Below are 13424 nucleotides of genomic sequence, written 5' to 3'. Positions count from 1 at the left end.
TATATTTTCAATAAATAGCACTATTTTACATATAACATATTTTTAACCTTATTTTTTTTAATTATTAACATTTTTAAAGCTTAATTTTTATTAATTTTTAAACGTAATTAAGAATTGTCACAAATTTTGTTACATTTCATTTAAAATGAGTTTCAAATAAATTTTATTCTATCAAATTTCACAATTCTAAATTTAAAAGTATCTTTGCATCTTTAAAATCGATACAAAATGCGTATTTCATTAAATTGGTTAAAACAATTTATTAAGACAGATTTAAGTACTGAAGAAATTTCTGAAATCTTAACAGATTTAGGTTTAGAAGTTGAAGGTGTAGATACTTACGAAAGTTTAAAAGGAGGTTTACAAGGAGTTGTTGTAGGGCATGTTTTAACATGTGTACAACATCCAAATGCTGACCGACTAAGAATTACCACAGTAGATTTAGGAGATGGAAATGCACCAGTACAAATTGTTTGTGGTGCTCCAAATGTAGCAGCAGGACAAAAAGTACCCGTTGCAACTATTGGTACTAAATTATATGACAAAGAAGGAAACGCATTTGAAATAAAAAAAGGAAAAATTAGAGGCGAAGAAAGTAATGGAATGATTTGCGCTGAAGACGAATTGGGTCTTGGTGAAAGTCATGATGGAATTTTAATTTTAGATGAAAATTTAAAACCTGGAACTCCTGCTGCTAAAATTTTCAATATAGAAAGTGATCAAGTTTTCGAAATTGGTTTAACACCAAACAGAGCAGATGCGATGAGCCATTATGGTGTTGCAAGGGATTTGAGAGCTGCAAAAATTATTCGCGATAAACAATCGGAATTAATTACACCTTCAGTTAGTAATTTTAAAGTTGACAAGCGTACTTTAAAAATAGACGTTCAGGTTGAAAACGACAAATTAGCACCTCGTTATTGTGGTGTTACAATTTCTGGAATTAGTGTAAAACCATCTCCAAGTTGGTTACAAAATAGATTAAAAGCTATTGGTTTAACTCCAAAAAATAATGTGGTTGATGTTACTAATTATGTGTTACACGAATTAGGACAACCTTTACATGCTTTTGATGCTGCAAAAATTAAAGGAAATAAAATAGTTGTTAAGACTGTTGAAGCCGGAACTAAATTTACAACATTAGACGATATAGAGCGTACATTAGATGCTGAAGATTTAATGATTTGTAATGCAGAAGAACCAATGTGTATTGCTGGAGTTTTTGGCGGAAAAGATTCTGGGGTAAATGAAAACACTTCTTCTATTTTCTTAGAAAGTGCTTATTTCAATCCAGTTTCAATTCGTAAAACAGCAAAAAGACATACTTTGAGTACTGATGCTTCTTTCCGTTTTGAAAGAGGAATTGATCCTACAATTACAGAGTATGCTTTAAAACGTGCTGCTTTATTAATTCAAGAAGTTGCTGGTGGAGAAATTACTTCAGATGTAACTGATATTTATCCAAAGAAAATTGAGGATTTCCAAGTTTTTTTGACGTTTGATAAAATTAAAAAAATCATTGGTCAAGATATTCCAAAAGATATTATTAAAAAGATTTTAGTTGCTTTAGATATTAAAATTAACAATGTTACAGAAGCTGGTTTAGGTTTATTAATTCCTTCTTACCGTGTTGATGTTCAAAGAGAAATTGATGTAATTGAAGAAATTTTACGTGTTTATGGTTATAACAACATTGAGTTTTCTCAAAAATTAAACGCAACGATTTCAAATTCATCAAGAACAGAAGAATTTAAAGTTCAAAATATCATTTCTAATCAGTTGTGTTCTTTAGGATTTAACGAAATGATGGCGAATTCGCTTACAACTCCAGATTATGTAAAGCTTTCTGATAAAATTAGAGAAGAGTTTAATGTATTAATGTTAAACCCTTTAAGTAACGATTTATCAGCAATGCGTCAATCAATGTTGTTTTCTGGTTTAGAAGCCGTTTCATTCAACATTAATAGAAAACGTGCTGATTTAAAGTTTTTTGAATTTGGAAAAACCTATCATAAATTACCTTCTGGTTATGAAGAAAATAAACATTTAACTTTGTTTTTGACAGGTAATAGAAATGATGAATCTTGGGCGCAAGCTCAACAAAAATCGGACTTTTTCTTATTTAAAGGATATATCAATACCATTTTATCAAGAATTGGTTTAGATTCTAAAGTATCGACTTTACCTTTTGAAAATGATATTTTTAATGAAGGAATTGCTTTAGCGATTGGTAAAGAAATTATTTTAGAGATGGGAACGGTTAAAAAATCGGTATTAAAGCATTTCGATATTAAACAAGAAGTTCTATATGCTGATATTTTTTGGGATAAAATTCAAAAATACATTTCAAATAAAATTAAGTATACTGATATTCCTAAATATCCCGAAGTTCGTAGAGATTTAGCATTATTATTAGATAGTTCTGTAGCTTTTGAAGAAGTTTATAAAGTAGCGAAACAAACCGAGAAAAAATTATTAAAAGACATTAATTTATTTGACGTTTACGAAGGCAAAAACTTACCCGAAGGTAAAAAATCATATGCTGTAAGTTTTACCATTCAAGATGAAAGCAAAACATTAAACGATAAAGAGATCGAGAAAATTATGTCGAAATTACAAACTAATCTTGAAAAAGAATTAGGAGCTTCGCTTCGATAGTTTACAGTAGATAGATTACAGTTTACAATATAAAAAAAACTCCAAAATTAAATTTTGGAGTTTTTTTGTATGTTGCAGTTCGAGCAGAGTCGAGAACTATTCTTTCACAAACTTCGTCGTAGTACTACCCTTTTCTGTATTCACTTTAATAAAATACGTTCCCGTTTCTAAGTTTGAAACATCAATTTTATTTGTAGTATTTGGAATTGCTAATACAATTTGTCCTACTAAATTATAGATTTCAACTGAATTGATTTCTGTTTGATTTTTAGTCGAAATATTAATAATTTCATTTGCAGGATTTGGATACAATACAAATTCGTTTTCAAAAACAAAATCTTGATTGTTTAGAACATTATTAATTGTTGTGTTGTATGTATTCGTCGTAATTGGAAAATTATAATCGAAATAAATATTTGCATTATTACTAAAAGAATCCCCAATATTCAAAGTTGGTAATGTTTTAATTTTAAACGCAACATAACCATCGTTTGTAGCATCGTTAAAATCTAAATTGATGTTTTCAAAAATGAATTCTACTTTATTGTCTTTAATTCTTGTGTAAAACTCATGACTTCCATGTAATGGCACTAAAGTTGAAATATCAAACTTAGAAATATCAATCATATCTTTAACTACAATATTTTCTGCAGGATAGGTTCCTGTATTTTCAAAACGAATTACATAATGAACGTATTTTCCAACAACATTTGATGACACATACTCACCTTCTAAACATGTTTTATCATTTGGATCATAAGAACCAACAACTGTTTGGTTTAAAGTGAATGTATTATCTACAGGAGTTTCATCTGTATTTGCTGTTGTAATAGTAGCTGTGTAATTTAAAATATCTCCGTTATTTACAGCTGGAGATTCCATTGGAGAATTTACATTAAATGAAATTTCAATTTCTCTGGTTTCAAATGGTTGTAAATTTGTATAATTCCAAATAAAACTATTGGTTGCTAAACTATTATAAATAGGATTTGAAGACAAATAATCTAAAACCGAATCATCAAAAGTTAAAGAAATACTTCCATTTTCAACTTGGTTTCCTTTGTTTCTATAAACCAGCTTATAATTTGCATCAAAACCTGGACGAGCAGAAGTTGTTGGTACAATCATAATTTCAACATCAGAATGTACACCATTTGCTGTAACGCAAAAATCTTGCGTAAAAGGACTTGCTTGTGAAGGAAAATCTACTATAAAATTGGTTGGTGAAATATTGAAATAGGTAGAGTTTTCTAAATTTGGAGTTATAGAATATAAACCATCGTTTAAATAAGTAATAAAATGTCCATTAGTATTTGGATAAAAAGAAAAGGTAATATTACTACTAGAAAAACTAAAATTTAGATTTGAGAAGTCAAAATCATTAATATCGCATCCATTAGAATTAAAATCATATTTTATATTTCCTTGAACATTATTATTTCCTGTAGGATACGAAACTAAAGGTGTAACTGTACAATTTGGACATAATGGATCAATTGGACAAAACGGACATATTACATCATCAATAGAAGAAATAGATATTTGTTGAAATGGACTTATTGTATTTCCGTTTAAAAACACTGAATTATATACATATCCAAAATCAATATCTGCCTGATTAATAGTATAAATTGGGCCGTTATATACATGATAACCAGGTTGAATAACATACTGACTAGAGTCATACATAAAATTTGTAAGGGAATCTGTAAAAATTGCATTTCCTATAGAAACATTACTTACTTGTAAATATATTGAATAAATTATAGTATCACCAGGAGAAATTATACTATCATTATTAGTATCTTGTAAATTTCCATATAAGTACATTATAACTTGGCTATTTGCAAAAATTGAAAAGAAAAATAGTACAAAAAAGTAAAATTTCTTCATATTTAAAAGAATAAAGATAAACTCAAATGTACATATCTATATTCAATTAACTTTTAAAACTTATCTAAAAATAAACTATTTAACAAATTGATAATCAACTTTAAATTTTATAACACGTGATTCGAAGTATTGTGATAAATAATAATACTAAAAATTCACTAATTTAGCAACATGTTAAAAGTAACGGTAATTGGTAGTGGTAATGTCGCCCAACACTTAATTAAAGTGTTTTTGCAAACGAAAGAAGTTTCTTTGGTGCAAGCTTTTGCACGCCAACCAAAATCGCTTATACATTTGTTGCCAAAAGAACAAATTACTAACGATTACAATGCTTTACAAGAAGTTGATGTTTATATCATTTCAGTAACTGATAATGCTATAAATGAAGTTTCAAGCCAAATTCCGTTTAAAAATAAGTTAGTCGTTCATACTTCAGGAACTTCAAGTTTAGAAGTTTTGGGTTCAAAAAATAGAAAAGGTGTTTTTTACCCGTTACAAACATTTTCTAAAAGTAAGGAAGTCGACTTCTCTTCTATTCCATTGTGTTTAGAAGCTGAAAACGAAGAAGATTACAAGACTTTAGAACTATTAGCAAACTCTATTTCAAATAAAGTTTACAATATTTCATCGGAACAACGAAAAAGCTTACATGTAGCAGCTGTTTTTGTAAGTAATTTTGTGAATCATATGTACGTTATTGGCAGTGAAATTTGTGCAACTAATAATGTTCCGTTTGAAGTTTTACAACCTTTAATTCAGGAAGTGGCCAATAAAATTAATTTCCTTTCTCCAAAAGAAGCGCAAACAGGACCAGCATTGCGAAATGATACCAAAACTATTGAAAAGCATATTGAATTTTTAAAAGATTCAAATTATCAAGATATTTATAAATTATTAACCCAATCGATACAAAATGTCGCAAAAGAGTTATAAAGAATTAATGAATGACATCACTACATTTATTTTAGATGTAGATGGTGTTTTAACAGATGGAACTATTCATGTTACCCAAACAGGAGAAATGCTCCGAAACATGAACATTCGCGATGGTTATGCTATGAAAGCCGCCGTAGAAAATGGTTATAATGTTTGTATTATTTCAGGAGGAAGTAATGAAGGTGTTCGTGTTCGTTTACGAAATTTAGGAATTACCGATATTCATTTGGGCGTTTCAGATAAAGTGGAAACCTTTAAAGAGTATTGTGACATTTATAATATTAAACCTGAACAAGTATTATACATGGGCGATGATATTCCAGATTATCACGTGATGAAATTGGTTGGTTTACCAACATGCCCACAAAATGCTGCTCCTGAAATAAAAGGAATTTCAAAATATGTTTCTCATAAAGATGGCGGAACAGGATGTGTACGAGATGTTATTGAACAAGTAATGAAAGTACAGCATAAATGGATGGAACATTTTGATGCGAAGTATGATTAATTTTAATTGTCACATCGAGCATTTGATATTAAGAGGAACAAACATCGTTTGTGGTTAACATTAAAACTAATTAAAATTATATTTGGTCTCGACTCCGCTCGACCTGACAAACCTATTACCTTTTACCAATAACCTTTTACCAAAAAAATGAACTTCCTAAAACTTATACGCATACAGAACCTTGCTATGATTGCTTTAATGCAATATGTATTTCGTTATACATTTATGAAAACGGCAACGTTTACAACAATAACAGAAAGTTTTAATTTTTTAGCTTTAAATCATTTTCAATTCTTTTTGTTGGTTTTGTCTACTATACTAATAGCAGCTGCCGGTTATGTTATTAACGACATTATGGATCAAGAAACTGATGAAATTGCTAAAAAGCGAATCATAGGAGTTTCCATTTCTGAAAAAACTGCTTACAATTTATATGTTGGATTGAATATTTTTGGAGTTGGATTAGGTTTTTATTTATCAAATGTAATTGAAAAACCAAGTTTTGCTTCTGTTTTTATTGTTATTGCAGCTTTGTTATATGTTTATTCAACTACTTTAAAACAAATTGCCTTTTTAGGAAATGTTGTAGTTGCGGCAGTTTTATCTTTTAGTATCATCATTTTAGGAATTTTTGATTTAGTTCCAATGATTTATGACGGAAATAAAGAACAAATGATACAAACTTTCGGAATTCTAAAAGATTACGCCATTTTTGCATTTATCATTAATTTAATTCGCGAAATAGTTAAAGATGTTGAAGATACTGATGCTGATTACGCATCTGGAATTGCAACTTTACCAGTTCTTATTGGAAAAAATAGAACTATGAAAATAGCTTTTGCAATAGGAATTACTGCAATCGCGATACTTACCTATTATATGAGTAAAAATCTTGCTCAGTATGATATTGCAGTGTATTATTTAATACTTTTTGTAGCAGCTCCACTCCTATTTTTTGTAATCAAATCTTGGTCAGCTAAAACACAAAAAGATTACAAAAATTTAAGTTTACTATTAAAATTGGTTTTACTTTTCGGAATATTTTCAATTTGGGTCATTACTTATGCTATAACAAGTACAAATGCTTAGAGAAAAATTACAACATAAACAAATTATTTTAGCTTCGGGTTCGCCAAGAAGACAACAATTCTTTAAAGAATTAGATATTGATTTTGAGATTCGTTTAAAAGAAGTTGAAGAAATTTATCCTGAACATCTAAAAGCATCAGCAATAACAAATTTCTTAGCCGAATTAAAAGCTAATGCTTTCACTGAAATAGCCGATAACGAAATTATCATTACAAGCGATACAATTGTTTGGCACGAAAATAAAGCTTTAGGAAAACCAAAAGATTATAACGATGCTTTTAATATGTTACAATCGATGTGTGGAAAAACCCATCAAGTTATTACATCTGTTTGCTTTAAAACTTCAAATTCAATTGATACATTTTACGAAGTAACCAAAGTTAGTTTCAAAAACCTTTCGAATGAAGCTTTACATTATTATTTAGAAACCTACAAACCATTTGACAAAGCAGGTGCTTACGGAATTCAAGAATGGATAGGATTAGTAGGATTAGATAAAATTGAAGGTTCTTATGCAAATGTTGTAGGAATGCCAATTGACAGAGTTTACGATAAATTATTAGAACATGTTTAAAATAATTGAAAACCCATATTTACAAGAAGAGATTTTAACAATTATTATTTTAATAGTATTCTTAATATTAAAATCAATTATTGCTAAAATAGTTATAAAATATGCAACTTTAAACGATGCATTAGAACACCGTACCAATCTAATTATAAAATATATTAATATTCTTTTAGGTGTCTTAGCAATTTTAAGTATTGTTATTATATGGGGCGTTAAACGCGACCAGATATTATTATTTATTTCATCTGTTTTCGCTGTTGTAGGTGTAGCTTCATTTGCACAATGGTCTATATTAAGTAATATTACTGCAGGAATTGTATTGTTTTTTTCATATCCTTTTAAAATTGGAGATGTTATCAAAATTCATGATAAAGATTTTCCTATTGAAGCTGAAATTGAAGACATTAAGGCTTTTTACATTTTACTAAAAACAATAGATGGAGAAACCATAACGTATCCTAACAATCTATTGATGCAAAAAGGGATTTCAGTTATCAAAAAGCATAAGGAAATTAGCGAATTTACAGACTAATCAATTCATAAAAAAAATTTAAAAAGGAAGTATTTTGACTTCCTTTTTTTAATTTTGATGAAACCCAATAAACTATGATGAAAAAGATAAGCTTTTTAGCAATATTATTTACTACAACATTATTTGCCCAAGCTCCCAAAAAACCAAGTACTAACGAAATTTACGAAAAGATTCAAAAACTTAACTTTCTAGGAAAAGTTTTATATGTTGCGGCACATCCAGATGATGAAAACACAAAACTCATCACCTATTTTTCAAATCATTATCATGCTAATACTGCTTATTTATCTTTGACTCGTGGCGATGGTGGTCAAAACTTAATTGGTCCAGAATTGCGAGAAAAACTTGGAGCTATTAGAACTCAGGAACTTTTAGCTGCTAGAAGAATTGATGGCGGAACACAATATTTTACTAGAGCAAACGATTTTGGTTACAGTATAGAACCTAATGAAACTTTCTCTATTTGGAACAAAAAAGAAGTACTTGCCGATGTTGTTCAAGCTATAGAAAATTTTCAACCTGATATTATTATTAATCGTTTCGATTATAGAACGCCAGGAACTACTCACGGACATCATACTGCTTCGGCAATGTTAAGTTTAGAAGCATACGATTTAGTTAAAGTAAAACCTAAAAGATTGTTTTTTAATACTTCATGGTGGTTTTATGGAAGCGAAGAAAAATTCAACAAAGCAGATAAATCTAAATTATTATCAATAAATGCTAATGTTTATTATCCTATTCTGGGAAAAAGTAATCATGAAATTGCTGCATTAAGTCGTAGTCAGCATAAATGTCAAGGTTTTGGTTCTATTGGAACACGTGGAGACGATTTAGAATATTTAGAATTAATTAAAGGAAATTTACCATCTAAAGATAATTTATTTGAAGGAATAGACACTTCTTGGAACCGAATTAAAGGAGGAAACGAAATTGCTAAAATTTTACTTCCTATTCAAGAATACTTCAATTTTAAAAATCCAGCTTCTCATTTACCTCAGTTGGTTAAAGCATACCAATTGATTCAGAATCTTGAAGACGAACATTGGAAAAAAAATAAGACTGAAGAAATAAAATCAATAATTGAAGCTTGTGCTGGTTTGTATTTAGAAGCTATTAGTTCAGTAGAATTAGCTACACCAAATTCAAATATCGAAATTTCTATCGAAGCAATAAACAGAAGTGATGCAACAATTAAATTAAATACTGTTCTCTTCTTAAACCAAAACAACCAAAACGTTAATATTCAATTAAATAATAACGAAAAATACACCAAAAACTTTGAATTTAAAATTCCAGAAAATTGGCCTTTATCAAATTTATTTTGGTTAAATGAGCCACAACAAAATGGTTTGTATACCGTTTCAAATTCTGCTTTAAGAAATTTACCTGAACTTAATAATCCGTTTCCAGTAGTTTTTGAGTTGGAAATCGAAAATCAAAAATTTAGTATTACAAAAAATCTTAGTTTCAAGAAAAATGAGCCTAATGATGGCGAAACTTATAACCCATTTGTAGTTGTTCCAAAGTTTGCAGTAGAACTAACTTCAAATGTATACGTGTTTAGTGCTAATCAAACTAAAGAGGTTCAGGTTAAAGTAACTGCATTTGAAGAGAATGCTTCAGGAGTTGTGAGCTTACAATTGCCAAACGGTTGGATTTCAGATGTAAAAAAGATTCCTACAACAGTTGTTGGAAAAAATGAATCCTTCTTAGTGAGTTTCAATGTTACTTCTCCAGATTTCGACTCTGAAGTAAACATTAAAGCAATTGTAGAATCAAATGATAAAGTTTTCGATAAATCATTAATACAAATTGATTATAAACATATTCCAAAACAAACAATTCTTGAAACTTCTTCTGCTAAATTTGTTAATCTAGATATTAAAACAACAGGTAAAAATATTGGTTACATCATGGGAGCTGGAGATGAAGTTGGTAAAAATTTAGAGAATTTAGACTATAAAGTTACTTATATAAATCCTAAAGAAATTACCTTAGAAAACCTTAAAAAATTTGATGCTGTCATTGTGGGAATTAGAGCTTTCAATGTTTTAGATGAACTTAAATTTAAGAATAAAATTCTATTTGAATATACAAATCAGGGAGGTAATGTAATAGTTCAATACAACACTACTAATAATTTATTAACTAACAATTTAGCTCCATATCCAATTACTCTTTCAAGAGAGCGAGTAACTAATGAAGATGCAGAAGTAAAATTCATACATCCTAATCATCCTGTCTTAAATACACCTAATAAAATAACATCAAAAGATTTTGAAGGTTGGGTTCAAGAAAGAGGCTTATATTTTCCTAATAAATGGGATAATGATTTTATTCCTATATTAGCTATGCATGACAACGGCGAAGACGAAACTAAAGGAAGTTTACTTATAGCCAAATATGGAAAAGGAAATTACATTTACACCGGAATTTCATTCTTTAGAGAATTACCCGAAGGAGTTAGCGGCGCTTATAAATTATTAGCAAATTTAATAGCATTAAAACAATGATAGACAACAAAAAACATCAATGGAAAAAAAGTTATACGATAGTATTATTACTAAATGCGCTTTATATTTTGCTTTTTTATTTATTAATGGAAATTTACTCATAATATGGAAAGTTTAGATTGGATTGTTTTAATCTGTACACTACTTTTCATAGTGGTTTATGGAGCCTTAAAAACGAAAGGAAGCGAAAATGTAAAAGACTATCTTTTAGATAACAATGAAACCCCTTGGTTTACAGTAGGAATATCCGTAATGGCAACACAAGCTAGTGCTATTACTTTTCTTTCTACACCAGGACAAGCCTACCATGACGGAATGGGTTTTGTGCAATTCTATTTTGGTTTACCAATAGCCATGATTGTTATTGCTTATACTTTTATTCCTATTTATCATAAACTTAAAGTATATACAGCTTATGAATATTTAGAAGAACGTTTTGATGTAAAAACGCGCTCTTTAGCTGCTATTTTATTTTTAATTCAACGCGGATTAGGTACAGGATTAACTATTTATGCTCCTTCAATTATATTATCAGCCTTATTAGGATGGAATCTAACCATGCTAAATATTGTAATTGGAATTTTAGTTATCGTTTATACTGTTTCAGGAGGAACTAAAGCGGTAAATGTTACGCAAAAACAACAAATGTTTGTGATTATGAGCGGAATGTTTATTACTTTTTTTACCATTCTCTCCTATTTACCTGATGATTTAGACTTTGGAAATGCCTTACACGTTGCAGGTGCCAATGGTAAAATGGATATTTTAGATTTCTCTTATAATCCAGAAACTCGTTATACTTTTTGGAGCGGAATTACTGGCGGATTTTTTCTAATGCTCTCATATTTTGGAACCGATCAATCGCAAGTTGGACGTTATTTAACAGGAAAGTCCATAAAAGAAAGTCAGATGGGATTAATTATGAATGGTATTCTTAAAGTTCCCATGCAGTTTTTTATATTACTTACTGGTGTTTTAGTATTTGTATTTTTTCAATTTAACGATACACCGTTACATTTTAATCCAAATAACGTAGCAAAAATTAAAGCATCTGATAAGAAAACCGAATATTTAGCCTTAGAAAAAAAATTAGAAGAAATAAACGTTGACAAAAAAGTTGTAAATCAGTTATATGTTGAGCAATTACAACACAACGATTATGACAATCCTACGTTACGTAAACAAATGGTAACTTTAGCTAACAATGAAAAAGATTTACGTGAAGAAGCAAAAGAATTGATTGCGTCAATAGATTCAAATTCTGAAACTAACGATAAAGATTATGTATTTTTATATTTCATTCTAAATTATTTACCAAAAGGACTTTTAGGGTTGCTTTTAGCAGTTATTTTTAGTGCTGCAATGTCTTCGAGCGCTTCGGGTTTAAATTCATTAGCTGCAACAACAGCTATTGATATTTACAAAAGAAATGTGGGAGAAAAATCTGACAAACATTATGTTTATGCTACACAATTTTTTACACTTTTTTGGGGAATTATTGCTATTTTATTTGCGTGTATTGGTACTTTATTTGAAAACTTAATTCAGTTGGTAAACATAATTGGGTCAATATTTTACGGAACTGTTCTAGGGATATTTTTAGTTGGTTTTTATATAAAATACATTAAAGCTAAAGCTATCTTTTTAGGAGCAAGTATCTCTCAATTAATTATCTTTTATATTTATTATATTGATGTTGTAAGTTTCTTGTGGTTAAACTTCATTGGTGCTCTACTCACTATTTTACTTTCAACTTTATTTCAATATTTTATAAATAAGAATTATCCAGCAGAAAATATTATACAAAACAATTAGATATAAAAAAACCAACTTTAAAAGTTGGTTTTTTATATTATAATATCACAATCTTATTTAGACCACTCAGCAATACTTTCTCTATTCATTTTTTCATAATCAGCATTACCTGCTTTTTGAGCACCTTCAAGAGAATATTTTGCAGTTTCAATAGCTCCTTTTTTATCTCCTAATTTTGCTTGAATTAAAGATTTTAATCTTAAGTACCAAAATGGAGCACTTTGACCTGCAGGAGTCATAGATACTGCACTATTTACCCAAGATAACGCTTTTGTTAAATCTTGATTTGATTGATAATAATAACTTGCAGCCGAATAAAAATCATTAGCACTTGGTCCAGCTAAAACTTTTTCAATGCTTGCCATTGCCATTTCTTTTGTTGGCACAGTAAATGGAACAGAAACTTTTGTTCTTTCCCAAGCCAAATCTAAACTAGCACCATCATTAGTAAGATTATTTATTTCAATTGTAAAAGATTCTACAGATTTTGATAACGTTTCTGGTTTAACACTAGTTTTTAAAGCAACTTTAGACTCGTCCCATTTTTCTGGTAATCCCCAGTTATTAGTATCTGTATAAAAAATAATATCCCAACTATCTGCTTTTGGTGTAGTAAATAAAGCATATTTTCCTTTTGGCAAAGTCTTACCATTAAAAGTCACATCATCGCTAAAATAGATTGTTGTGTTAGCATTTGCTCCTGTTCTCCAATTTTTACCAAAAGGCACTAAATCACCATAAACTGTTCTTCCTTTTGCACTTGGTCTACTATATTCTACTTGAACATTCGTTAAACCAACTGTCTGTTCTACTTTCGATAACGGACTCGCTTGAGGCGTTTTAACTTGAGCTTCAACAAATAGAGTACTTAATACTACAAAAGCTACTACAATTAATTTTTTCATA

The 13424-nt window shown here is 29.2% G+C and carries 10 protein-coding genes; 8 read left to right on the top strand and 2 right to left on the bottom strand.

Annotated elements, in window-relative coordinates:
- Positions 1-228: 228 nt before the first annotated feature.
- Positions 229-2658, top strand: coding sequence for a phenylalanine--tRNA ligase subunit beta (pheT, locus tag GCU34_RS03830; RefSeq protein WP_072783949.1), 2430 nt, complete (start codon positions 229-231; stop codon positions 2656-2658).
- A gap of 96 nt (positions 2659-2754) precedes the next feature.
- Here pheT and GCU34_RS03825 read toward each other — a convergent pair whose 3' ends face one another.
- Positions 2755-4551, bottom strand: a complete 1797-nt coding sequence (locus GCU34_RS03825; protein ID WP_084656925.1) for a T9SS type A sorting domain-containing protein — start codon at positions 4549-4551, stop codon at positions 2755-2757.
- Positions 4552-4722: 171 nt separating this feature from the next.
- Between GCU34_RS03825 and GCU34_RS03820 the strand changes: the two genes are divergently transcribed.
- The 7 genes from GCU34_RS03820 to GCU34_RS03790 all read left to right on the top strand — a co-directional run bounded on the left by GCU34_RS03820 (position 4723) and on the right by GCU34_RS03790 (position 12518).
- Positions 4723-5484: a Rossmann-like and DUF2520 domain-containing protein gene (locus tag GCU34_RS03820; protein ID WP_072783952.1), complete on the top strand. Its 762-nt coding sequence runs from the start codon at positions 4723-4725 to the stop codon at positions 5482-5484.
- Positions 5465-5995 (top strand): KdsC family phosphatase, encoded by a 531-nt coding sequence (locus GCU34_RS03815; protein ID WP_072783954.1) that lies wholly within the window; start codon positions 5465-5467, stop codon positions 5993-5995. Before GCU34_RS03820 ends, GCU34_RS03815 begins: the two co-directional genes overlap by 20 nt.
- Positions 5996-6142: 147 nt before the next feature.
- The gene (locus tag GCU34_RS03810; RefSeq protein WP_072783956.1) at positions 6143-7084 is read left to right on the top strand and encodes a geranylgeranylglycerol-phosphate geranylgeranyltransferase; all 942 of its coding nucleotides are present in this window, start codon (positions 6143-6145) and stop codon (positions 7082-7084) included.
- Positions 7077-7658, top strand: a complete 582-nt coding sequence (locus tag GCU34_RS03805) for a Maf-like protein (RefSeq protein WP_072783958.1) — start codon at positions 7077-7079, stop codon at positions 7656-7658. Before GCU34_RS03810 ends, GCU34_RS03805 begins: the two co-directional genes overlap by 8 nt.
- Positions 7651-8187, top strand: a complete 537-nt coding sequence (locus GCU34_RS03800) for a mechanosensitive ion channel domain-containing protein (protein ID WP_072783959.1) — start codon at positions 7651-7653, stop codon at positions 8185-8187. Before GCU34_RS03805 ends, GCU34_RS03800 begins: the two co-directional genes overlap by 8 nt.
- A gap of 74 nt (positions 8188-8261) precedes the next feature.
- On the top strand, positions 8262-10703 hold the full coding sequence (locus GCU34_RS03795; RefSeq protein ID WP_072783961.1) for a PIG-L family deacetylase: 2442 nt from the start codon (positions 8262-8264) through the stop codon (positions 10701-10703).
- A gap of 105 nt (positions 10704-10808) precedes the next feature.
- A complete protein-coding gene (locus GCU34_RS03790; protein WP_072783963.1) occupies positions 10809-12518 on the top strand; it encodes a sodium:solute symporter in 1710 nt (569 codons plus the stop codon).
- A gap of 53 nt (positions 12519-12571) precedes the next feature.
- On the opposite strand, the gene GCU34_RS03785 is transcribed toward GCU34_RS03790, so the two are convergent.
- The gene (locus tag GCU34_RS03785) at positions 12572-13423 is read right to left on the bottom strand and encodes a DUF2911 domain-containing protein (RefSeq protein WP_072783964.1); all 852 of its coding nucleotides are present in this window, start codon (positions 13421-13423) and stop codon (positions 12572-12574) included.
- Position 13424: the final 1 nt, after the last annotated feature.

The organism is Flavobacterium haoranii, assembly GCF_009363055.1.
Taxonomy (GTDB): domain Bacteria; phylum Bacteroidota; class Bacteroidia; order Flavobacteriales; family Flavobacteriaceae; genus Flavobacterium; species Flavobacterium haoranii.
Note: the sequence above shows the minus strand (reverse complement) of the source record. Positions and strands in the feature narration are given on the sequence as shown.

What these genes read in the sequence shown, in the direction of transcription:
- GCU34_RS03800 (WP_072783959.1), top strand. Translation starts at nt 7,651, where the DNA reads ATGTTTAAAATAATTGAAAACCCATATTTACAAGAAGAGATTTTAACA.
- GCU34_RS03825 (WP_084656925.1), bottom strand. Translation starts at nt 4,551, where the DNA reads ATGAAGAAATTTTACTTTTTTGTACTATTTTTCTTTTCAATTTTTGCA.
- GCU34_RS03805 (WP_072783958.1), top strand. Translation starts at nt 7,077, where the DNA reads ATGCTTAGAGAAAAATTACAACATAAACAAATTATTTTAGCTTCGGGT.
- GCU34_RS03815 (WP_072783954.1), top strand. Translation starts at nt 5,465, where the DNA reads ATGTCGCAAAAGAGTTATAAAGAATTAATGAATGACATCACTACATTT.
- GCU34_RS03790 (WP_072783963.1), top strand. Translation starts at nt 10,809, where the DNA reads ATGGAAAGTTTAGATTGGATTGTTTTAATCTGTACACTACTTTTCATA.
- GCU34_RS03820 (WP_072783952.1), top strand. Translation starts at nt 4,723, where the DNA reads ATGTTAAAAGTAACGGTAATTGGTAGTGGTAATGTCGCCCAACACTTA.
- GCU34_RS03810 (WP_072783956.1), top strand. Translation starts at nt 6,143, where the DNA reads ATGAACTTCCTAAAACTTATACGCATACAGAACCTTGCTATGATTGCT.
- GCU34_RS03785 (WP_072783964.1), bottom strand. Translation starts at nt 13,423, where the DNA reads ATGAAAAAATTAATTGTAGTAGCTTTTGTAGTATTAAGTACTCTATTT.
- GCU34_RS03795 (WP_072783961.1), top strand. Translation starts at nt 8,262, where the DNA reads ATGATGAAAAAGATAAGCTTTTTAGCAATATTATTTACTACAACATTA.
- pheT (WP_072783949.1), top strand. Translation starts at nt 229, where the DNA reads ATGCGTATTTCATTAAATTGGTTAAAACAATTTATTAAGACAGATTTA.